This window comes from Catelliglobosispora koreensis DSM 44566, assembly GCF_000379685.1.
Lineage (GTDB): Bacteria > Actinomycetota > Actinomycetes > Mycobacteriales > Micromonosporaceae > Catelliglobosispora > Catelliglobosispora koreensis.
The window spans coordinates 30,460-52,740 of record NZ_KB903289.1 but is presented as its reverse complement, the minus strand read 5'-3'; the positions used below and the strand labels follow the sequence as shown (position 1 = coordinate 52,740).

Genomic DNA, 22,281 nt, shown 5'->3' with positions numbered 1-22,281 from the left:
TCGGCCGGTCATGCGGCGCGCCGGGTGAGGGCGGACAGGGTATCGGCGGTCAGTGAGTCGAGAGAGACGAGTTCGGCGCGCAGGTGCGCGGCTAGTTCGGCGGCGAGGCCGAGGCGCACGACGCCTGACTCACAGTCGACCACGATGGCGGCGACTCCTTGGGCGGCAAGGGTTTGCGCGGCCGCCTGAGCCTCGGCGACCGGACGCGTGCCGGACGTCGCGCGGCCGTCGGTGACGACGACGAGCAAAGCGCGGCGGGCCGGATCGCGGAGCCTTTCCACGCGAAGGGTTTCCGCTGCCTTGAGCAGTCCGCTCGACAGCGGCGTGCGGCCGCCTGTGGGCAGGTGCCGCAGGCGGGCCGCGCCAGCCTCCACGCTAGAAGTTGGCGGCAGCGCCAGTGAGGCCGAGTCACCGCGGAAGGTGATGAGGCCAACTTTGTCGCGCCGCTGATACGCGTCAAGCAAGAGCGACAGAACAGCTCCCTTGACCGCGCTCATCCGCTGACGGGCGGCCATCGAGCCGGAGGCGTCGACACAGAACAGCACCAGGTTGGATTCCTTGCCCTGGCGCACTTGCTCGCGCAGATCGTGCTTGAGCAGCACCAAGCGCTCCACCCGTCCACGGGCGTTCTGATGTGGAGCGGCCGCGCGGACAGTCGCCGCGAGGTGCAGGGAACTGAGCCGGCCCGACGGGCTAGCGGATCCGACGGTCCGTCCCGTGCGCGTGTACGCCGGAGAGCGGCGGCCCGTCGCCCCCGTGCCCACGCCTGGCACCAGGAACAGCCGGGCCTTAGGCGCCGCAGCCGGTTCCTGTGTCGCTTCACCGCCGGCCGGGCCTTCGTCTTGCCGGCCTTCGCCGGCCACGCCTGGATCGCTTGCTGTGCCCGCGCCGCTATCGTCGCGGTCGTCACTGGAGGGAGGCCGACCACCAGAAGGTGGCGGGTCGTCATCGTCGTCAGCGGACGGCGCGGAGTCGAGTGCTTGCTGCAGCAGCGATTCGTCGAGGTCCGGTGGGTCGAAAGGATTGCGGCGCCGGCGATGCGGCAAGGCTAGACGTGCCGCGACGCGCACATCTTCAGCCGTGACAACGTCTCTGCCCTCCCATGCCGCCAGGGCGATCGCCGTGCGCGAGACCACGATGTCGGCCCGCATCCCGTCAACGCCGAATGCCGCGCAGACATGGGCGATGCGGTTCAGCTCAGCATCCGGCAGGTCCACCTTGGAAACGCGGGCCTTGGCCAGGTCGATACGGATCGCGAGAGCTTCGTCTGCGGCTGCCCAGTCTCCGGCGAACGCCACGGGATCGGCTTCGTAGGCCAGTCGCCGCCGCACGACTTGTGCCCGCTGCGCTGGCTCTAGGGGTGCTTTGGCATCAACGGTTAGGCCGAACCGGTCGAGCAGTTGCGGGCGCAGTTCGCCCTCTTCAGGGTTCATGGTGCCCACGAGCAGGAAACGTGCCGCGTGACGGACCGAAATGCCGTCGCGCTCCACATACGACTCCCCCATCGCCGCAGCGTCCAGGAGCAGGTCGACGAGGTGGTCGTGCAGCAGGTTCACTTCGTCAACGTAAAGCACGCCGCGGTGTGCCTGTGCCAGCAGACCGGGTTCATAGACAGACTGCCCGGCCGTGAGCACGCGTTCGAGGTCTAGCGATCCGGCGAGGCGGTCCTCAGTGGCGCCGACAGGCAACTCCACCAGGCGGGCGCGCCGCTTCTGAGTACCCTCTGAATGTGGCCCATCTGGGCAGTGCGCGTAGGGCGAGAGAGGGTCGCAGCTGAACCGGCACCCGGGTGTCACGTCGATCTGGGGCAGCAAGCCAGCCAGGGCACGCACCATCGTGGACTTCGCGGTGCCTTTCTCGCCTCGCACGAGGACACCGCCGATCGCGGGCGAAACGGCGTTGAGAAGCAGTGCGAGCCGCATCTCGGTCATGCCGACGATGGCGGAAAACGGATAGGGCACGCCCATAGGTAGTCCTCTCCGCGGGTTTCCTCGCCCGCGAACGCAGTGAACCGGTGAGCGGCTGGAGTGTCCTGGCTTCCGGATCGACGCTTCCTCTCGGCCTTCCAGCTGCCTAGACAGCCGTGGCCACGGAGCTTGAGAGGTTGCTCCCCGGTGACAGTGGCGGGACCGCCCGGGATTCGCACCCGGTTCCTCCGCTGCCGCTCGCGCACATCATGACACGTCAGGCTTCAAGGTCACCTTCGGTGGCCAGGTATACCTCGCGCAACCCCTCGATCGTGTCCGGGTCGGGTTCGGCCCATAGTCCGCGGTCGGCGGCTTCTAGCAGGCGTTCTGTGATGCCACGCAGTGCCCACGGGTTCGACTTTTCGAGGAACTTGCGCACGCCGGGATCGAAGACATAGGACGTGGCCAAATTCTCATACATCCAGTCGTCGACGACGCCGGCAGTGGCGTCGTAGCCGAACAGATAGTCGACGGTGGCGGCGAGCTCGAAGGCGCCCTTGTAGCCGTGGCGTTGCATCGCCGCGATCCACCGTGGATTGACCACACGCGCGCGGAAGACCCTTTTAGTTTCCTCGGCGAGGGTACGAGTCTTGACGTGCTCGGGCACGTGGGAGTCGCCGATGAAGGCCGCAGGCGATTCACCCGTGAGCGCGCGGACCATGGCGACCATGCCGCCGTGGTATTGGAAGTAGTCGTCGGAGTCCACGATGTCGTGTTCGCGGGTGTCGATGTTCTTGGCCGCGACGCTCACGCGTTTGTAGACGCGTTCGAGGTCGGCGCGGGCGGCTTTGCCGTCGAGCTGGCGGCCGTAGGCGTACCCTCCCCACACGGCGTAGACCTCGGCGAGATCCTTGTCATCGCGCCAGTTTCGCGCGTCAATGAGCGGCAGCAGTCCAGCGCCATAGGCTCCCGGTTTCGAGCCGAAGATCCGGGTGGTCGCGCGCCGCCAGTCGCCGTGCTCGGCAACGTCGCTTAGCGCGTGTTCGCGCACGAAGTTGTCGCCTTCGTCCAAAGCGGCCACCGCGGTGATCGCGTCGTCGATGAGCGTGACCGCGTGCGGGAAGGCGTCGCGGAAGAACCCGGAAATCCTTACGGTGACGTCGACTCGGGGCCGGCCGAGTTCGGCGGCGGGGATGACTTCGATGCCGGTGACCCGCCGCGAGGCGGCATCCCAGGTGGGCCGGCAGCCAAGCAGGGCAAGGACTTCGGCGATGTCATCACCTTGGGTACGCATCGCCGACGTGCCCCACACGGTCAGGCCAACCGTGCGCGGCCACTCGCCGGTGTCCTCGCGATGGCGTCGCAGCAACGATTCCGCGAGCGCGACCCCGACATCCCAGGCGTTACGCGACGGGATCGCTTTGGGGTCAACAGAATAGAAGTTGCGTCCCGTGGGCAAAACGTTGACCAGTCCCCGGGTTGGTGAGCCGCTCGGGCCGGGCGGGATGAACCGTCCGTCCAGTGCGCGCAGCACATTGGTCACCTCGCCGGCCGTCGCGTCCAGGCGGGGCACGACTTCGGCTGCCGCGAACCGCAGGATGTCCTTTACTTGTCCGCCGAACTCACTGTCCACAAACGACAGGTCCCACGCGTGCCGTTCGCATTGCTCGACCAGCAGGCGGGCTTGCGCGTCAATGCGGTCCGTGGTGGCCAGGTCGGCGTCCTTTTCCAGGCCCAGCACGGTTCTTAGCCCCGGCAGCGCACCGTGGACACCACCCCAGACTTGGGACGCCCGCAGGATCGCCAGCACCAGGTTGACGCGGGCTTCGCCTTGCGGTGCGGCGCCTAGGATGTGCAGGCCGTCGCGGATCTGTGAGTCCTTGACCTCGCACAGGTAGCCGTCGATGTGCATGATGAAGTCGTCGAACTCGTCGGCCTCGGGCATGTCGGCCTGATGCAAGTCGTGGTGCAGTTTGGCCTCTTGCACGAGGGTCCAGATCTGCGCCCGGACCGCCGGCAGCTTTGCCGGGTCAAGGGCTTGCACCGTCGCGTACTCGTCGAGCAGTTGCTCCAGCTTCGCCATCTCGCCATACGTCTCGGCCCGTGCCATCGGTGGCACGAGGTGATCGATGATCGTGGCATGGCCCCGGCGTTTGGCTTGGGTGCCTTCGCCCGGGTCGTTGACGATGAACGGGTAAACCAGCGGCAGGTCACCGAGCACGGCATCGGGTGCACAGTCTGCTGATAGCCCGAGTCCCTTGCCGGGTAGCCATTCCAGCGTCCCGTGCTTGCCCAGGTGCACGACGGCGTCAGCCTTAAACGTGTGGTCCAGCCAGCGGTAGGCGGCCAAATAGTGGTGCGACGGCGCGAGTGCCGGGTCGTGATAAATGGCGATCGGGTTCTCGCCGAAGCCACGCGGCGGCTGAATCATCAGGATCACGTTGCCGAAGCGCAAACTGGCGAGCACGATGTCGTCGCCGTCCACGTACAGTGATCCGGGCGGTTCACCCCAGGCGTCCACGATGGATTGCCCGACCGCGCCCGTCAGCCATTGCCTGTAGTCCTTGAGCGGCACGCGCGCGGGCGCGTTGGCGAGCTGTTCCTCGGTCAGCCATTCCACGTCGTGGCCACCGGCCGCGATCAGCGTGTGAATCAGCTCGTCGCTGTCTTCGGGGAACCCGTCGCCCAGGTCATACCCGGCTTCCCGCAGGGCACGCAACAGAATCACGGCACTGGCCGGGGTGTCGAGCCCGACCGCGTTACCCACCCGCGAGTGCTTCGTCGGATAGCTCGACAGCACGATCGCGAGCCGTTTGCTGGCGTTGGGCACATACCGCAAGCGGGCGTACCGAAAAGCGATGCCCGCCACGCGCCTGGCCCGCTCCGGGTCGGCGACGTAAACCGGGATCGCCTCAGGGCCGGGTTCCTTGAACGAGAACGGCACCGTGATCAGGCGACCGTCGAACTCCGGTATCGCGACCTGCATCGCGGCATCCATAGGCGACAGTGCCGCATCAGACTCTTCCCAGGCCGACCGTGATGACGTCAGGCAAAGCCCTTGCACGATCGGAACGTCAAGCGCGGCAAGCGCTTCGACCGACCACGCCTCCTCGTCACCGCCCGCGGCGGCATCAGCGGGCTTCGTGCCACCGGCGGCGAGCACCGTGACGATCAGCGCGTCGCACTTGGACAGTTCCGTGCGCAGCCCGTCAGGCATAGACCGCAGTGACGCACAGTAGACGGGATGGGCGTTGGCGCCGGTCTCCTGCAGCGCTTCACACAGGGTGTCGACGAATCCGGCGTTGCCGGCCAGCTCGTGCGCACGGTAGTAGATGACGCCCACGGTCGGGCGGCCCGGCTGAAGCTCATAGCCGGGGCGGACGCCGAACTCGAGCGTCCGTCGCGGCGGCTCGAACCCGTCACCGGTCATGAGCAGGGTGTCGGACAGGAAGCGGTGCAGCTCGCGCAGGTTGTCCACACCGCCCTCGGCCAGGTAGGCCAGCGCTTCACTGACCACTCCGGACGGTGCCGTGGACAAGGCTTGGAGGGCGGCGTCAGGGGCGGCTTCTCCGCCGAGCACGACGCACGGAGTACCAGCTGAAAGGATTGAGGAAAGACCCTCGGGCCAGGCTTGCTGCCCGCCTAGCAGGCGCACGACGGTGAAGGCGCTTTCCCGCGCGAGCGCTGCGGCCTGTTGCGGATCGAGCCGGGTGGGGTTGGCGATCCGCCAGGGAGCGCCTGAAGCGCTGGCGGCCAGAAGTTCCGTATCGGCCGTCGACAACAACAGCCCACGAGCAGCCTGCATGGCCGCTACCTCCCTGTCAGGGGTCCGCGCCCCGGTAATGAGGGATAACACAGCGCGGCGAGAGTCTCCTGACTCCCGGAACCTCATCGGCTCCGGTCACAGTGGCGGGACCGTCCCGGGTTCACACCGGGTTCCTCCCTACCGCGCTGTGGCGGCCAGTCCGTGGCCGCCATCGGCGATCCTACTGCCCTGCCCGGCCGCCGGTCCGCGTGACTCTTGCGCGAATATCTTCGCAACCCTAATATCTTCGCTGTGACGATGAGGGAGCCTACTTTCCTGATTCTTTCCGCCCTGGCCGGCAAGCCGCTGCATGGATATGGGCTGATCGAAGAGGTGCATGTGCTGTCCAGCGGGCGGCTGAAACTCAGTATTGGCACGCTTTATGGCGCACTCGACCGGCTAACCGACGAGGGGCTGGTGCGGGTGAACCGGGAAGAAGTCGTGAGCGGACGGTTGCGCCGCTACTACGAAATCACCGATCAGGGCGCGACTGCTCTGGCCACAGAGCTGTCCCGGATGAGGCAAGCTGTGGAGCTCGCCGAGTCAAGGCTGCGAGCACGCAAGACCGGTGATGCCGCTTGGAGCCCAGCATGAGCCGGATAGAGAAGCGATTCGCGTTGCTGCTACTAGCTTTCCCGCGCCATTACCGGCGCGCCCGTGGTGCGGAGATGCTCACGACATTGCTAGATGGAGCACAGCCAGGGCAGCAGTGGCCCTCGGCGCGGACGGCACTGAGCGTCGTCTCGTCCGGCATCCGTTGCCGGCTCCGCCTGCGGCCAGGCAAATTCAGCCGGATCGCCGCCGTGATGACGACACTGGCCGGGGTCATTTTTGGTGCCACACTGGGGATCTGGGCAGCCTGGAACTGGACGGCCGGCCCCCTGCCGTCTAAGGCGGAGACCGAGGCGATCGCTCAGTCCATTTTGGCCGACGAGCCCCACTCGCGTGACCGGTATGACTTCCTCTTCGGCAGCCACATGTCGCTTGGCCATGGAATGCCAGGCAGTGTCGTGTACATCTATGACACCTACGAGAAGGGGCAGCACATCGACGCGCGGGCGGTAAAGTTCTTGCGCGCCAACGGCTGGGCTATCTCCATCTGGCCGTGCCGCTCTTGCGCAGGGACCATTCACGTCGCCACCAAGGGCGGCACGCGGGTAATAGTCACTGATTCCGTTCTTGACTTCAGCCGCGCAACGCCGCCAGCAGTCCCCTGGTTCATGCTCGCCGGCGCACTGTTGGGCGCCTATGGCGGCTGGATGCTGACGGCTCGGGTGGGACGGCTATTAGCCCGCCGGAATCTGGTGCAGAAAAGGGCGCTGGGTGCCCTCGCGACAGCTGGATTTTTGCTGCTCCTGCCCGCTCTTTACTACGAATTCAGATGGGGCATTCTGTTCTACCTCGCCCCTGAACTCGCGCCCGATGCCTTTGCCCGCGCTCCCTTTTTGGTCTTCTATTGGGAAACGTGGCGCGACCTCACTCTGGCTGGGCTCGCCGCCGTCCTCTTCACCGTTGCCGTCGCTGAGCTGCCTGCCCGTCGCACGCCGGACGTGCGGAGAACGGGACTGCACCATCCAGCGTGATGCCAGCACTGGCAAGAACCCGTGTCACGAACTCGCGCTTATGCGCTGTGTACTCAGCCAGATCCGGGCTTTGCTGTGCCAGCCCTAATTTCAGCTCCTGGTACTCGGCGAGCAGCCCCGCGTCGGCGCGCAACGCGTCGCGAAACGTCAGTCTTTCCTTCCACAATGCGCTGCCGGGCACGGTCAAATGCAGCTGATGCGTTCTGTCGTGCCACTGCTCGACCTGAGGCTTGAAAAACCAGATCGCCTCATGCGGCCGGTGCTCGGCGTGCGTGTAGCCATGACTTTGCAGCACTTCGATCGCAGCGCGTGCCTGCACCAGATCCCGCACGCCGGCCATCATGTCCAGGATCGGCTTGGCGGCCAGACCGGGAATCGCGGTCGACCCGATGTGGTGCACTCCGCCGTGCAGCCACGGGGCGAGCACTTCGGTTAACAGCTGACGTTCGTCTTCGAACCGCTGGGCCCACGCCGGGTCGTAGGGCTCGACACTGATCATGCCTGCGAGCGTACGTGAGGTCTCTGTCCCAGCCCGGCCGCCCGTTTCCGAGTCACGTTTGCCCAGGTCAGCGGTGTTTCCGGTGTCCCACGGTGTCCCACGGCCGGCGCGCGCCTTGACGCGCCCGTGGTCAGCTTCTCCCGTCACCAGATACCGCCGGAGGAGGAACCGATGTCAACAGAGCGCCTGCCAAACCCCGCGTTCCTCGTTCCAGAGGCCATGCAGGGTTTGGCCGATGTCAATGCCGCCGTTTCACGCACTGGGCTCGACAGCGTGATGCTCGCGCTAAGCGATCTGCGGGCCAGCCAGATCAACGGCAGCGGCGCTTGCGTGTTCCGGGGCGCCGAAGCGGCTCGCCGTCACGGCGCCAGCACCGAACAGATCAACTCCGTCGCCGCGTGGAGTGAGGTCCTGTGCTTCAGCGACGAGATGCGTGCCGCGCTTGCCCTAACTGAAGCCGTCACGCGGCTCGCCGACAGCCCCGATCCCGTGCCAGACGAGGTGTGGGACAGAGCCGCCACCTACTTCGACCAAAAGGAACTTGCCGCGTTACTCCTCAACATCGCCGTCACCAACGCTTTCAACCGTCTCAACGTCGCCACACGCCAACGAAAGGCAATGCCATGAGTACTCACCTGATCGACGCCGCCCACACCACGCCCAAGCGCCGCTGGTTCACCCTCAACACCACGCTTTGGATCCTGCAAGTCATCGGCGGCTTCTTCTTCGCCGGCAGCGGTTTCGGCAAAGTGCTGTTGTATGACAACGCTTTGTACGCCTCGGCTCCCAAGGCTGTGGCTTGGTATGCCGCTGTGCCGCAGTCTCTGATCGTGTTCATCGGCATCGTCGAGGTGCTCGGCGGCATCGGCCTGATCCTGCCAGCGATGACCCGGGTCATGCCGAAGCTGACGCCACTGGCGGGCTACGGCCTAGCGCTGACCATGGTTCTCGCCGCTGGGTTCCACGCCCTGCGTGGCGAGTGGGCACTGATCCCCGCCAACATCATCCTCGGCGGCATCGCGGCCTTCATCGCCCTCGGACGGTGGAACCGCAGGCCCATCGAAGCAGCACCGCTAACCACCGCGGGCATCGTCAAGTCAGCGGCGGTCATCGTGCTGATGGCACTGCTGGTTTTCGCCCCGACGTGGTACACGATGACGAACGCTCAGTTCTAGTTACAGTCGCGAAGGCCTTGGGGTTCTATACCCCAAGGCCATTCCTTCATTATCTGGTACTAGCCGCGCCCTACCCAGGTGGCGACGCAAGCCTCATTGCCCTCAGCATCGGACAGCACCCACCACTTTGGAGCGTGCTCGTCGGAGACAAGACGGCCACCCGCGGCTAGCGCGGCGGCGATGCGCGCTTCGGCCTGATCGTGTGGAACGGCGACGTCAAGGTGAATGCGGTTGCGCTGTGGGCGTGGCGCATCCATGTGGTGTAGCCCAAAACCAGGACCGCGCCGAGCCGGGTCGAACAAGTAGTCATCGCCGATCTGTCCATAACCGAGGATCGCGCGCCAAAACGGCAGCACGTCGGCCCGGACGAGCGCGTCCAGCGTGACATTGATGAGCTGCACCGCAGACGGATCGGAGGCGATGCCAAGCTCCTTGGCAGCAGCCGAAATCCGCCGCGCTAGCTCCACGTCACGCCGCCCCAGCGAAACGGTGACCCCCGCATGACGAAGGTCAACGCTGACATATTGCTCCGCCTCCCCGGCGACCCGGCTGATCTCATCAGCCAGTGCGGCACCCTTGGCCAGCGAGCCAGTGCCGAAGTAGGCGGAAACTAAGTGGTAAAGACAGCGCCAGTCTTCGACACCGTCAGCCTCATGAAACTGCCTCGCCGTGATCTGCCCAGTCATGCCGGCGAACCTAACATCGAACGCCCCACCGACGCTCCACGTTGGACAAGCGGCGCCGACTTCCACGACGGTGACATCAACGGTGAGGAGCTCCCGCCACTGCCAGCCAAGATCGCTAAGATCTCCGGTTGCGGCTAGTCCTTCCCGCCCGTGATTTATTCACGTTCATTGGCCCGTTCTCCCGGTAGAGCGCATCGGCGGGGATTCGGTTACAAATGTGAGCACAGAGGAAGCCAGGGCGTTCAGCATGATCAGCAGCTTCGGTGATTGCCCTCAGGTTCCGCGCCCCTAACGTCACTGGCCGGCCGGCTGGGCGGTCAGCCTTCCTGCGCCAGCGTCGAGAATCGCGAACCGCGCCAGACGTGCCAATGAGCGCGACAACGTCATCTGCGCGAAGGATTCCAGGTTTCGGCAACGGGGACTGGATCATGCCACTCAGGGTAGCCATCCCTGTTCGGCGTCGGCGTCCCAGGTTCGGCGAGCAGTGTCTACGACCGCTCGTCCGTCCTTGGGCCCGCACTCCCGGCAGGCGGCACCATCGGAATCCGATTCGGCAAAGGGTTTGCGGCTGCCGTGTCCAGGGGTGCGGGCGGCGGCTCAGGCACCGCGGCTCGAGCCCGCACGAAATCGAGCAGCGTCTTGGACACCGGCAGCACGGGAGCCACCAGGGTGTCGCCCGAAGTGGACGGTGGCGGCTCGTCGTGCTCGCTATCCCCGTTGTCCTCGCCGCGCCATCGGCGTGGGCTGGTCAACGTCGCGATCAAGGGCGCGCCGAGCAGCATGCCCAGCCCCAACTGGGCTATGGCGCCACCCATGTGAGCGTTGACGGTCCCCAGTGTGTCGCCATAACTCGATGGGTCCAGAACGGCCCAGCCGCTTATCGCCATGAGGGCAAGTCCAGCGAACCCAGGCCCCACGGGCGACAAGCGCGCCATCACCAGCACGCCATAGATGATCCCCGCGAGGAACAACGCCCCAAGCGCCGCAAGAGCGCTGAACGGATCGTCGGTAAAGGAACCGGCGCGGGCTGAGTCGATTCCGGCCAGCCCGGTGTCGATCAGCACGAATATGGCTGGCGCGAATATCGATGCCAATAAGATTGATCCAACGTGACGCACAGCTTCAGATGCCTTATCTGTCAACGTGTCGCATGTGGAAACTAGGTGGGCGAGCCACTTGGGTCCGGCGTGCTCGGTGCCTCAGTCGTCTCCTGAGCCGGTGTGGGCGTCGGATCCGGGACCGGGGCGAAACAGTGTGGATCGCAGCCTGGCGACTGACTCGGGCTCGGCAGCGGCGGCGTGCCGCGCCCTTGACCGCCGGTGTAGCGGCCGGAGGGCAATTTGGTTGGCGGAAGATTCAAGTCCGCGCACGCGTGGTCCATGAACGCCTTCCACAGTGATCGAGGATAGGCGGAACCCATGCTGGTGCCGTCTAGATGGCGGATCGGGGTGGCGTTGTAGTCCTTGCTGCCGACCCAGATGGTGGCCGAGATCTGGCTTGTGAATCCGGTAAACCACGCGTGCGCGTTGGTGCCAGGGAACCGCTGGCTGCCATCGGGTTTCTTGAGCCCATTCTCCCAGGCGCCGGACAGACCGGCGGATTCGCGGCCCGACCCGGCAACGATGTCGTCGCCTGTCATCTGCTTGAGCACACCGGTAACGTCGTCGGCCACCGCACGGCTTACCCGCTGTGCGCCAAAGCGCTTTTCTGCGCCAGCGGGCAGCGGCTCCCACTCCCGGGTCTTGCGGTTCTTACGCTCCACTTTGATCACAAAGTGCGGGGCGAAATACTTGCCGTGATTGGCGAAGGTCGCCGTGGCGCTGGCATGGTCGAGCACGGTGACGGGATATTGACCTACGCCGGCGTTGTAATCAAAGGGGTCACGGCCACCGGGGACCGCCTTGGTCAGGTCGATGGGTTTCTCAGGGTCAATCCGCCACGCGGTGCGAATGCCGGCGTTAGCCGCCATCTGCATCACCTTCTGCGGCCCCATCCTCGCGGTCAGCCGGTAGAACGGCGAGTCCTCACTTTCGGCCTCTGGGACACGTGGGTCCAGGTATGACTCAACCGAAATCCCCTCAGCTACTCCTGCGGCCAGTGTATAAATCTTGAACGATGACCCTGGAGGATGCGGCGCGTCCATCCCTGCCCAGTCGGTGTTGATGCCGCTATTGGTCCCGCCGTAGTAGGCAAGGACTCGGCCGTTCGCGGGATCGATGGCCACTCCCGCGCCAATGACGTTCTCGCGCTGCTGGCTAAGGCTGGAGCCGGCGACGGCACGATTCAGTTGAGCCTCCAATGCCGACTGGACCCGCGGGTCAATGGTGGTGGTGATTCGCAGGCCCGCGTTTTTCCAGTTGCCCAGACGATTCTCGTTCAGGTGCAGAATCACGCCGCGTTCGAAGAGTTCCTTTTCGATGTAGCGCATCACGTAACCGGTGCCAGCATTGGTGTAGCCCCATGCGGCTTGCGTTCGCTCGTCGAAGGGCAGGGTCTGTGGGTAGGTCAGGGCGCTTCGGTCGTGCTGGCTCAACCACCGCATCTCCACCATATTGTTGAGCACATAGGCCCAGCGATCCCGCGCCGCGGCCGGGTCGTTCTGCGGGTCGAAGCCTCTGGCCTCGCCATAGGGCTCGGGTTGTTTGAGAACCGCACCCAGCACCGCCGCTTGAGCCACCGTCATGGTTTCGATATTGTCTGGCGGGATGCCGAAATAGATCTCCGCGGCCGCGCCGATGCCGTAGGCGCCGCGTCCAAAGTAGACGGTGTTCAGATAGAAGCCGAGGATGTCAATCTTCGAGTACTCGTTTTCCAGTTTTCGTGCCATGACAGCCTCGCGGGACTTACGCGCGTAAGTCATTTTCATGTCGCTGGCGGCATGCCGCGCATACTGCTGCGTGATAGTCGAAGCGCCCTGAGTCGCACCGCCGGTGAGGTTGTTCCACGCCGCACGGCCGATCCCCCACAGATCAATACCCTTGTGGGAGTAAAAGTTCTTGTCCTCACCGGCGATCAGTGCATGACGCACCGCCTCCGGCAGTTTGGTCATCGGCACTTCCGTGCGGTTCGTTGACCCCAGCTGAGCGATCTGCGTCTTGCCGTCCACGGACCACACCTCGGTCGCGTTTTCCAGCATCATCTCGCCCGGCGTGATCACTTGGTCGTAGAAGGCCGTCCCGGCTATCACGGCGCCGCCGAGGAGCAGGGCGATGATGAGTACCCCGGATGCCAGCAACCGGAGACGGCGATCGCGTTTGCGGCGCAGCTTCACGTGCGGCACACCCGCACGCTGAATAGATGCCATTCGACCCCCAAACGACACGCATCGACCACATGGGATTGGGCCACAAGGTCGACCTGCTTGCCTAGGGCCATGGGGCACCGTGCGGGCAGCCATAAGACGAGGCCCGGCATAGGATCATCCGAGGGATGGCTGGCTGCGGGCTTGGCCGTCACTCCAATGGGTGGCCGGTCAGGAAATCGACTGTGATGATTTGACCGCACGCGGCGCTATGAGCCTGACGAGGCTAGCGGCCGGCGAGCGACCGCTGATGCTCACGCACCACTTTGGTCAGTTCGTTGAGTTGCCACATCGTGGCACGCAGCTGGCGCATCTGCTCGCGGGCCTTGCAGCGCAGGAGCAGCACTTGATAGGCAAGGCTTTCTCCTTGATCTGCCCTGGCAGCGACGGTGGCCATAAAGCTGTTATGCCCCCTGGCTTTGGTGCTGAAACGTGGCCATCGCCCGGCAAATGTCACTGCCACGCGATGGCCACGGTGTGGATCAGGCGGCGATGGTTTTCAGTTCCGCCAGACCACCACATTGGGTTCCGCTGACATTCTTGAACGACAGCCGGATCTCGCGTTCAGATGATCCATCACTGTTGATGTGCTGGCGGTAGATCATCCGCGTGACCTCGAACTGGCAGGGAATGGGCCAGCTGCCCTGAGGTGATACGCCGACCAGGTAGGCGGAGGTGACCGGGTTGGCGTTGTTCCACGTCGTGGAATACGTGCCGCCGGAGCCCACGGAACCGACAGCGAAGCTGTTGCTCACGCTAGTGGAAGCCAGCCGCAGGTCCGCCTGACAGGCGATGGTGCCCACGTTCTTGATTTCCCACCAAAACTGGCGGAGCGCTCCGGCTTCACCGGGCTGCACATACCAGGTGCGTGTGACCCGGAATTGGCAGCCGGCCGCACTCGTGGCGCCGGTCGGGTTTAGACCGACCACCCAGTTGGTGTGCCAGGCAATGTTCCACAGGTGCACCTGCGTGCCGCCCGGGCTCACGCCTCCGGTGGAGCCGATGACCGAGCTGGAAACCGCGGTGAGCAGAACTGTTGCCCCACAAGCAATCGAGCCGACGTTCTTGAGGGTGAAGTGGAATTGCCGCTGTCCGCCCCACAGCTGGACGTAGTGGGTGCTGATCGTCTCGAACTGGCACATGGCCGAAGTGGTGGCTCCGGCCGGGTTGTAGCCAACCACGTAGGCGGCGTCGGCCGGGGCGTTGGTCCAGGCCCACCCCTGCGTGCCGCCGGCCGCGATCGTGCCGGTGAACCATGTCGCGGCGATGCCAATGCCGCCGTTGGCGGCCACGCCAATTTCGCCTGAGGCCGCTGCCGCGGCGCGCGCGTCACGGAATGACTGGGAGGGCTGACGTGCCTGTGCGGTGCCAGCGGAGGCGATGAGAATGCTAAGTGCCGTCGCGGCGAGGACTGCCGCACGGAGTCTTCCTTTCATTGGAGCTCCTTTACACAACGATCCGGGACATCCCCGTGTCCCATCAGGTTGCGCGGGCTCACTTTCCGTGCGCTAACCGTTCGCTAGCCGCCCAGGTAGAGAGAGCTTGGCGACGCTTGAACGCGATATCAGCGTTGGTGCGATCGTCTTCTGGCGGCCGCCGCGCTGGCCCGATTCGAATTGGGACAGCAGCATTTCCAGGCACGCGGCCGCGACCGCGGCGAAGTCGGGGCGAATGGTGGTCAGCGGCGGGGTGAAAAAACCCGCCTCGGGCAGGTCGTCGAACCCAACGAGGCTGACGTCTTCGGGCACGCGTCTTCCCTGTTCGTGCAAGGCCCGCAGCAGGCCTAGGGCGAGGTGGTCATTGGCGGCGAAGATGGCGGTGACCTCGCGCATCCGGCTCAGAAGCTGGCCTGCTTGATATCCCGACGCTGCCGACCAGTCGGCTTGAATCGGTGGTGGAATCTCAGCGTTGGCCTCGGTCAGGGCACGGCGCCATCCTTCGATGCGGCCGCGGCTATCGAACCACTCCGCGGGGCCGGCCACGTGCCAAACGGTTTTGTGCCCTGCACTGAGCAAATGCGACGTTGCCGCGTAGCCGCCGGCTTCCTGGTCGACGGTGACCAAGTCGGTCGGCAGCATTGGGTCACCGTCGATGCACACGAGCGGCATGTCAGCGGGCACGGTTCCTATCACGTCGCCAGCGGACTCCACGGGGGCGATGATGACGAGACCCGCGACCCGCTGGTCAAGGTGACGGCTCACAGCTTCCTGCATGGGTTCGCGGTCGAGTGAGCGGACACTTTCGACACTGACGGTAAAGCCGGCGTCGATCGCGGCTTCGGCGAACGAGCTGAGCGTGGCCGCGGGACCGTACAAAGTGGAGCTTTGGGTGACGACCCCGATGACCTGTGTTCTTCCGGTCGCCAGGGCGCGTGCGGCCCGGTTGGGCCGGTAGCCGAGCTCAGCGATCGCGGCCCGGACCACCATGCGGGTGCGTTCTGTGACATGGGGGTGGTCGTTGAGCACCCGCGAGACGGTCTGGTGCGAGACGCCAGCCAGCCGCGCCACATCCATCATGCCGGGGTCACGTGTGCGATGCGCCAAGGCCACGTCCTTCGCCGTTTCTGTATGTGGTCACGATGCTTGCCGAAATCCTTTTCGGCAAGAAGCTGTCATATTAACAAGGGGATATCCTAGGGCACCGAAACTAGGTGAAAGGATTTCGATGGCCAGGTCGCGAGGGCAGCAGGCAACTCTTGCCGATGTCGCGCAACTGGCGGGCGTCTCGGTGGCCACAGCCTCCAAAGCGCTCAACGCCCGCGGTGAGGTGGCCCCTGGCACCCGCGCGAGGGTCATCAACGCGGCAGAGCGGCTTTCCTTTCAGCCCAATGTGCTCGCCCGCAGCCTCATCTCAGGGCGGACGAGAACCATTGGCCTGCTTACCGATGAGCTTGGTGGCAGGTTCTCCATTCCGGTGCTGCTCGGCGCAGAAAACGTGCTGGGCAGTGAGAACATGGCGGTCCTGCTTTGCGACGCTCGCGGAGACGCGATCCGCAGGCAGCATTACATCCGCACGCTGCTGGCCCGACAGGTCGATGGGTTCATCGTCGTTGGCGACAGGAACGACATCCATCCATCGATTACCCATGATGTGCCGGTACCGGTGGTGTACGTCTACGGCGAGTCCACCGACCCGGCGGACATCTCATTACTGAGTGATGATGAAGGCGGCGCCCGGCTAGCGATTGACCATCTCGTGTCGCACCAGCGGCGGCACATCGCGCACATCACTGGACCCGAGTCCTTTCGCGCGGCGCGATCTCGCGTCGCGGGTGCTAGTGCGGCTCTGGCCGCACACGGTTTGTCGTGGGCCAACGGAGAGCCGTTATTTGGCGAGTGGTCGCAGCGGTGGGGACGGCACACGGCACGTCATCTGGTAATGGCACACCCTGAGATCGACGCGCTTTTCTGTGGCAACGATCAGATCGCGGCTGGGGCCGCGCAGGCGCTGCGGGAGATGGGCCGGATGGTCCCGCATGACGTGGCCGTTGTCGGATACGACAACTGGGAGGACCTCGCCGCCGACTGCCAGCCCCCACTGACCACAGTGGACTTGAATCTGCAAGATCTGGGCGCGGCAGCGGTTACCCGGCTCCTGGACGCCATCGCTGGCAGGCCACATAGCGGCGTCATCCGCCACCCTTGCCGCCTTGTCGTACGCGAGTCGACCGCGCCGACGGTAGGCCGTACAGCCACCGCGTAACCACCCGTTGACTTGTTCGCATCGCGGATGTTACACATATCGAGCTAGCAATTGTGAACGTTAACATCGGTGGGAATGCACCCCGGCAGCCGTTTCACCAGCAACTTGCTCGCCCAGCATCTCGCACCAAGCCCACATCGTGTTACCGCACCTCATCGTCCCCACGGAGGTAGCTATGCACCGGCCATCGTCACACTCCTGGTCAGCCTTCCTGCCCGCGGGCCGCACATCCATATTGGATAGACGTGACGACCTTGCGGGCACTCCCCTCGCCGAGGTTCCTATGTGGCCGCGACGGGCACGAGCACGAATCATTTTGGCAGCCGTGCTCACCGCCATTCTCGCGATCTCACTCGTCGCCATCCCCGCCGACTCCGCGTCGGCGGTCACGGTTGACCCGAACGCCTGGTACGTCATCGTCAACCGCAACAGCGGCAAAGCAATCGACATCTACAACAACTCCACCGCCGACGGCGGCCGCATCACCCAATGGGACCGCCACAACCAAAACAACCAGCAATGGCAATTCGTCGACTCCGGNGGCGGCTACTACCGCATCAAATCCCGCCACTCCGGCAAAGTCCTCGACGTCTCAGGCAACTCCACCGCCAACGGAGCAGCCATCCACCAATGGACCGACAACAACACCAACAACCAGCAATGGCGCCTGACCGACACCACCAACGGCTACATCAAAATCACCAGCCGCCACAGCAACAAAGTCCTCGAAGTCCAAGGAGCCTCCACCGCCAACAACGCAAACATCGTCCAATACGACGACTGGAGCGGAAACAACCAGCAATGGCAACTCGTTCCCGTAGGGGGCGGAGGCCCGTGCACGGCGCTTCCGTCGAGCTACCGCTGGACATCGACTGGCCCGCTGGCGCAGCCGAAGGCGGGCTGGGTGTCGCTTAAGGACTTCACCCACGCCCCATACAACGGCGGCCATCTGGTTTATGCGACCACGCATGATTTTGGAACGTCATGGGGTTCTATGAACTTCAGCGTTTTCTCGAACTGGTCAAGCATGAGCACGGCCAGCCAGAACACGATGTCATCGGGCGCGGTCGCACCCTCGCTGTTCTACTTCGCCCCTAAAAACATCTGGGTACTCGCCTACCAATGGGGCCAATGGCCGTTCATCTACCGCACCTCAAGTGACCCCACGAACCCCAACGGCTGGTCAGCACCGCAGCCACTATTCACCGGAAGCATCACCGGCTCTGGCACTGGCCCCATCGATCAGGCAATCATCGGTGACGGCACGAACATGTACCTGTTCTTCGCCGGTGACAACGGCAAGATCTACCGGGCCAGCATGCCCATCGGGAACTTCCCGGGCAACTTTGGCTCCAGCTACACGACCATCATGAGCGACACGACGAACAACTTGTTCGAAGCGGTTCAGGTCTACAAGGTCCAGGGTCAGAACCAGTACCTCATGATCGTCGAAGCGATCGGCGCGCAAGGCCGCTACTTCCGCTCGTTCACGGCGACCAGCCTCAGTGGTTCGTGGACGCCGCAGGCCGCGACCGAGAGCAATCCCTTTGCTGGCAAGGCCAACAGTGGCGCGACATGGACCAACGACATCAGCCACGGCGAGCTGATCCGCAGCAGCGCGGATCAGACCATGACCATCGATCCTTGCAATTTGCAGCTGCTGTACCAGGGGCGTTCGCCCAGTTCCGACGGCGTCGAATACGGACTCCTGCCCTACCGGCCGGGTCTGCTAACCCTTCAGCGCTGACGTCATGTATGGCGGGGCCTGGCCAGATGCCAGGCCCCGCCATACTCGTGAAAGGACCAACTCATGTTGTCTCGATTCAGCCGCCGGCAACTGCTGCAGGCCACCGGCGTAGCCGCGGTCGCCGCCGCGACGGCACCGATGCTGGGCGACCCGCCCGCTTATGCCGCTTTGGCTCCGGCCCGCCCCGACATTGGTGTGTCCGCCTATGGGTTCGACTTCGGCCAGGTCACCCTGACGAGCAGCCGCTGGCTCGACAATCAGAACCGCACGCTGTCCTATTTGCGGTTCGTCGATGTCGACCGGATGCTCTACAACTTCCGCGCTAACCATCGCCTGTCCACCAATGGTGCCGCGGCGACAGGCGGCTGGGACGCACCGAACTTTCCCTTCCGGACACATATGCAGGGGCACCTGCTCACGGCATGGGCGCAGGCATACGCCGTCCTGGGCGACACCACCTGCCGCGACAAGGCCCTCTACATGGTCGCGGAGCTGGCCAAGTGCCAGGCCAACAACGGCTCCGCGGGTTTCAGCGCCGGATACCTTTCGGGTTTCCCCGAGTCTGACTTCAGCGCCCTGGAAGCCGGCAACCTGTCCAACGGCAACGTGCCGTGGTACTGCATCCACAAAACCCTGACCGGGTTGCTGGATGTGTGGCGGCTGCTCGGCAGCACCCAGGCCCGTGATGTGCTGCTCTCCCTGTCCGGCTGGGTAGATTGGCGTACCGGCCGCCTGACCTCGGCGCAGATGCAGTCCGTGTTGAACACCGAGTTCGGTGGCATGAACGCCATCCTGGCCGACGTCTATCAGCAGACCGGCGACGCCCGCTGGCTGACCGTCGCCCAGCGCTTTGACCACGCCGCGGTGTTCAATCCGCTTGCGGCCAACCAGGATCAGCTCAACGGCCGCCATGCCAACACGCAGGTTCCCAAGTGGATTGGTGCGGCCCGGGAATTCAAAGCGACCGGAACGGGCCGTTACCGCGACATCGCCGCGAACGCGTGGGCGATCTGCACTGGCGCCCACACGTATGTCATTGGCGGCAACAGCCAGGCTGAGCATTTCCGTGCGCCCAATGCGATCGCGGGCTATCTGACCCAGGACACCTGCGAGTTGTGCAACACCTTCAACATGCTCAAGCTGACCCGGGAGCTGTGGCTTCTGAACCCCGATCAGGTGGCCTACTTCGACTTCTACGAACGGGCACTGCTCAACCATGTTGTCGGGGCGCAGAACCCGGCCGACGGTCACGGCCACGTCACGTATTTCACGCCGCTGAGGCCCGGCGGGCGGCGCGGGGTAGGACCGGCTTGGGGCGGCGGCACGTGGAGTACCGACTATGCCTCGTTCTGGTGCTGTCAGGGCACCGGGGTGGAAAGCTACACCAAGCTCATGGACTCGATCTACTTCTACAACGGCACGACGCTGACGGTGAACCTTTTCCTGCCGTCGGTTCTAAATTGGACCCAGCGCGGCATCACCGTCACCCAGACGACGACCTACCCGGTCAGTGACACCACAACGCTGACCGTGACCGGCAACGCCGGCAGCTCGTGGTCGATGCGTATCCGTATCCCAGCCTGGGCTAGCGGCGCCACCGTCAGTGTCAACGGCACCGTGCAGAACATCGCCACCGCACCGGGGACCTACGCCGTGCTGACCCGCACCTGGGCGTCCGGGGACACGGTCACCGTCAGGCTGCCCATGCAACTGGTCACGCGCCAGGCCAACGACAACGCGGGCGTCATCGCGCTAACCTACGGCCCAGCGGTCCTGTCCGGAAACTACGGCAATACGGCCCTGTCGGCACTGCCAAGCCTCAACCCATCGTCGGTGACCCGCACCAGCACCACCGCGCTCACGTTCACGGCCACCGCCAATGGGGCAGCCGTCAACCTGGGCCCGTTCTACGACGCGCATGGCTTCAACTACACGGTCTACTGGAGTTCCAGCACGAGCCCCAGCATGGCCAGTTTCAGATTAGCCAACGCTGCCAGCGGACTGGTGCTCGGCATCAGGGACATGTCCACAGCCGACGGAGGCCAGGCCCTGCAATGGGGCGACAACGGCACCGCCGATCATTTGTGGGAGCTCATCACCGATGGCACCGCGGTTCGCCTGCGAAACATCAACAGCGGCAAGGTTCTTGGCGTGCAGAACATGTCCACAGCCGACAACGCCCTCGTCATCCAGTGGGCTGACAACGGGACCGCCGATCACCGCTGGACGCTGGTCGACAACGGCGATGGCACCCACAAGCTGCGCAACGTTCACAGCGGCAAGCTATTGGCGATCCAGAACGGCTCGACCGCCCAGGGCGCGCAGGCGGTGCAGGAGTCTGACAACGGCACGGCCGACAACCTGTGGCGCTTCGTGCCCGACGGTGCGCGGCGCATTCAGAATCTGCGCAGTGGCTTGGTGCTCGGCGTGCAGAACATGTCCACAGCCGACAACGCCCTCGTTATCCAGTGGGCTGATAACGGGACCACCGACCACCTGTGGACGGCTGTCGTCGACGGCGGCTACCTGCGGCTGCGTAACGGCAATAGCGGCAAAGTCCTTGGAGTCGAGGGCAGCGGCACCGCCAACGGCACCCGTGCGGTCCAGCTCGCTGACACCGGCGCGAACGACCGCCGCTGGCGGCTTCGCCACGGCGCCAACGGTTATTTCCGGATCCAGTCCGCCAATGGCGGCCGGGTTCTGGGGGTAAGCGGCGCTTCCACCGCGCAGGGAGCTCAGGTGCTGCTTTGGGATGACAACGGCACCGGCGATCACCTCTGGCGCTTCGTGTAAGCGGCGAGTCGCGACGGCGGCCTGGCATCGATCCTTGCCGCCGTCGCGATCAGGGGCATCCTGTGCTAGCACGGACGACCAAGGTCGGCTCCACACGCGGATGACGGGCGGCAGTGACGAGTGTGTCGCTGTCGAGCATGTCCAGCAGCGCCGCGAGGCAGCGGCGGCCGACTTCGTCGAAGTCTTGCCGGATGGTGGTCAGCGGTGGTGAGAGGTATTCGGCTTCCGGGATGTCGTCAAACCCAATGAGGCTCACGTCTTCAGGCACTTTGACCCCGCGCTCATGCAATGCCCGCAGCATGCCCAGCGCCTGCTGGTCGTTGGCGCAGAAGACAGCTGTAACGTCGGGCCGGTGTGCGATCGCCTGCCCTGCTTCGTAACCGGACCGGGGGCTCCAGTCGCCGTGGATGATCGGCGGAACGCGGCGCCCGGCTGATTCGAGAGCTTGTCTCCAGCCATCGGCACGGTCGCGTGCCTCCAGCCAGTCCCGTGGACCGCTGACGTGCCAAACGGTTTCGTGGCCGAGGGACAGTAAATGATCGACGGCGATGCGTGCGCCTTTGACTTGGTCCACCGAGATCGTGGGCACGTCTCCGGCGGCGTCGGATTCCACGACCACCGCCGGGACACCGGTGGGCAGACTGTGCGCGGCTGAGGCGGCGGTCATGAGCGGCGCGATGATGACGACACCGGCGACGGACTGTTCCGTGAGCCGGCTGACGGCTTCGACCACTCCTGCCCGGTCGAGCTTCTCCAGCGTGACAATGCTGATGCCGTGGTCGGCTTGCCGCGCGGCCCGTTCTACCCCGAGCAGGGTCGCGGCTGGCCCGTAGAGGATCGTGTCGAAACTGACCACGCCGATGACCCTGGAGCGGCGTGCTGCCAGACCGCGCGCTAGCGCGTTGGGCCGGTAGTTCAGTTGGCTGACCGCACGCAGCACCCGTTCGCGGGTCTCGTCCCGCACGCTGGGGTGGTTGTTGAGTACCCGGGAGACTGTTTGGTGTGAAACCCCGGCAAGCCGCGCGACGTCGTTCATCACCGCGGGGCGGGCCGGGTGCTCATTCATTTCTTACTCCCTTGCAG

The 22,281-nt window shown here is 64.7% G+C and carries 17 protein-coding genes and 2 riboswitches; of the genes, 7 read left to right on the top strand and 10 right to left on the bottom strand.

From position 1 onward, the window contains the following. Positions 1 to 8: 8 nt before the first annotated feature. Entirely contained in the window at positions 9 to 1,967 is a 1,959-nt protein-coding gene (locus A3E1_RS0128150; RefSeq protein ID WP_020524140.1) for a putative cobaltochelatase, read from the bottom strand. Positions 1,968 to 2,025: 58 nt separating this feature from the next. Further along, positions 2,026 to 2,156, bottom strand: a riboswitch (cobalamin riboswitch). Positions 2,157 to 2,184: 28 nt separating this feature from the next. Further along, entirely contained in the window at positions 2,185 to 5,712 is a 3,528-nt protein-coding gene (locus A3E1_RS0128145) for a cobaltochelatase subunit CobN (RefSeq protein ID WP_020524139.1), read from the bottom strand. A gap of 39 nt (positions 5,713 to 5,751) precedes the next feature. Beyond that, a riboswitch (cobalamin riboswitch) is annotated at positions 5,752 to 5,873 on the bottom strand. A 97-nt stretch (positions 5,874 to 5,970) separates the two neighbouring features. Here A3E1_RS0128145 and A3E1_RS0128140 point away from each other — a divergent pair. Together A3E1_RS0128140 and A3E1_RS0128135 are read left to right on the top strand one after the other, a co-directional pair. Then, positions 5,971 to 6,306, top strand: a complete 336-nt coding sequence (locus tag A3E1_RS0128140; RefSeq protein ID WP_020524138.1) for a PadR family transcriptional regulator — start codon at positions 5,971 to 5,973, stop codon at positions 6,304 to 6,306. Beyond that, positions 6,303 to 7,295, top strand: coding sequence for a hypothetical protein (locus tag A3E1_RS0128135; protein WP_020524137.1), 993 nt, complete (start codon positions 6,303 to 6,305; stop codon positions 7,293 to 7,295). The genes A3E1_RS0128140 and A3E1_RS0128135 overlap by 4 nt, the downstream gene beginning before the upstream one ends. Here A3E1_RS0128135 and A3E1_RS42475 read toward each other — a convergent pair. Then, positions 7,219 to 7,794 carry a GrpB family protein gene (locus tag A3E1_RS42475; RefSeq protein ID WP_157631784.1) on the bottom strand — a complete coding sequence of 192 codons (576 nt, stop codon included), beginning with the start codon at positions 7,792 to 7,794 and terminating at the stop codon, positions 7,219 to 7,221. The two genes, A3E1_RS0128135 and A3E1_RS42475, sit on opposite strands and share 77 nt — an antisense overlap. A gap of 171 nt (positions 7,795 to 7,965) precedes the next feature. Between A3E1_RS42475 and A3E1_RS0128125 the strand changes: the two genes are divergently transcribed. Both A3E1_RS0128125 and A3E1_RS0128120 read left to right on the top strand, forming a co-directional pair. Further along, a complete protein-coding gene (locus tag A3E1_RS0128125; RefSeq protein ID WP_020524135.1) occupies positions 7,966 to 8,421 on the top strand; it encodes a carboxymuconolactone decarboxylase family protein in 456 nt (151 codons plus the stop codon). Then, positions 8,418 to 8,969 (top strand): DoxX family protein, encoded by a 552-nt coding sequence (locus A3E1_RS0128120; protein ID WP_020524134.1) that lies wholly within the window; start codon positions 8,418 to 8,420, stop codon positions 8,967 to 8,969. Before A3E1_RS0128125 ends, A3E1_RS0128120 begins: the two co-directional genes overlap by 4 nt. Before the next feature lie 59 nt (positions 8,970 to 9,028). Here the strand turns inward: A3E1_RS0128120 and A3E1_RS0128115 are convergent, their stop codons facing one another. The 6 genes from A3E1_RS0128115 to A3E1_RS42460 all read right to left on the bottom strand — a co-directional run bounded on the left by A3E1_RS0128115 (position 9,029) and on the right by A3E1_RS42460 (position 15,472). After that, the gene (locus tag A3E1_RS0128115) at positions 9,029 to 9,655 is read right to left on the bottom strand and encodes a VOC family protein (RefSeq protein ID WP_026208914.1); all 627 of its coding nucleotides are present in this window, start codon (positions 9,653 to 9,655) and stop codon (positions 9,029 to 9,031) included. A 488-nt stretch (positions 9,656 to 10,143) separates the two neighbouring features. Beyond that, entirely contained in the window at positions 10,144 to 10,749 is a 606-nt protein-coding gene (locus A3E1_RS0128110; protein WP_157631783.1) for a hypothetical protein, read from the bottom strand. A gap of 65 nt (positions 10,750 to 10,814) precedes the next feature. After that, a complete protein-coding gene (locus tag A3E1_RS42470) occupies positions 10,815 to 12,935 on the bottom strand; it encodes a transglycosylase domain-containing protein (RefSeq protein ID WP_051105176.1) in 2,121 nt (706 codons plus the stop codon). 247 nt (positions 12,936 to 13,182) lie between these two features. Continuing rightward, entirely contained in the window at positions 13,183 to 13,353 is a 171-nt protein-coding gene (locus A3E1_RS47405) for a hypothetical protein (RefSeq protein ID WP_020524130.1), read from the bottom strand. An 85-nt stretch (positions 13,354 to 13,438) separates the two neighbouring features. Continuing rightward, positions 13,439 to 14,392 carry a hypothetical protein gene (locus A3E1_RS42465; protein WP_020524129.1) on the bottom strand — a complete coding sequence of 318 codons (954 nt, stop codon included), beginning with the start codon at positions 14,390 to 14,392 and terminating at the stop codon, positions 13,439 to 13,441. Between the two features lie 72 nt (positions 14,393 to 14,464). Beyond that, positions 14,465 to 15,472: a LacI family DNA-binding transcriptional regulator gene (locus A3E1_RS42460; RefSeq protein ID WP_020524128.1), complete on the bottom strand. Its 1,008-nt coding sequence runs from the start codon at positions 15,470 to 15,472 to the stop codon at positions 14,465 to 14,467. A gap of 148 nt (positions 15,473 to 15,620) precedes the next feature. On the opposite strand from A3E1_RS42460, the gene A3E1_RS0128085 reads away from it, so the two are divergent. From A3E1_RS0128085 to A3E1_RS0128075, 3 genes are all read left to right on the top strand, one after another. Continuing rightward, the gene (locus A3E1_RS0128085; RefSeq protein ID WP_020524127.1) at positions 15,621 to 16,658 is read left to right on the top strand and encodes a LacI family DNA-binding transcriptional regulator; all 1,038 of its coding nucleotides are present in this window, start codon (positions 15,621 to 15,623) and stop codon (positions 16,656 to 16,658) included. Positions 16,659 to 16,941: 283 nt separating this feature from the next. Next, positions 16,942 to 18,405, top strand: coding sequence for a non-reducing end alpha-L-arabinofuranosidase family hydrolase (locus A3E1_RS0128080; RefSeq protein ID WP_026208913.1), 1,464 nt, complete (start codon positions 16,942 to 16,944; stop codon positions 18,403 to 18,405). A gap of 63 nt (positions 18,406 to 18,468) precedes the next feature. Next, positions 18,469 to 21,198, top strand: coding sequence for a beta-L-arabinofuranosidase domain-containing protein (locus A3E1_RS0128075; protein ID WP_020524125.1), 2,730 nt, complete (start codon positions 18,469 to 18,471; stop codon positions 21,196 to 21,198). A 49-nt stretch (positions 21,199 to 21,247) separates the two neighbouring features. Here A3E1_RS0128075 and A3E1_RS0128070 read toward each other — a convergent pair whose 3' ends face one another. Then, positions 21,248 to 22,264, bottom strand: a complete 1,017-nt coding sequence (locus A3E1_RS0128070) for a LacI family DNA-binding transcriptional regulator (RefSeq protein WP_020524124.1) — start codon at positions 22,262 to 22,264, stop codon at positions 21,248 to 21,250. Positions 22,265 to 22,281 lie beyond the last annotated feature (17 nt).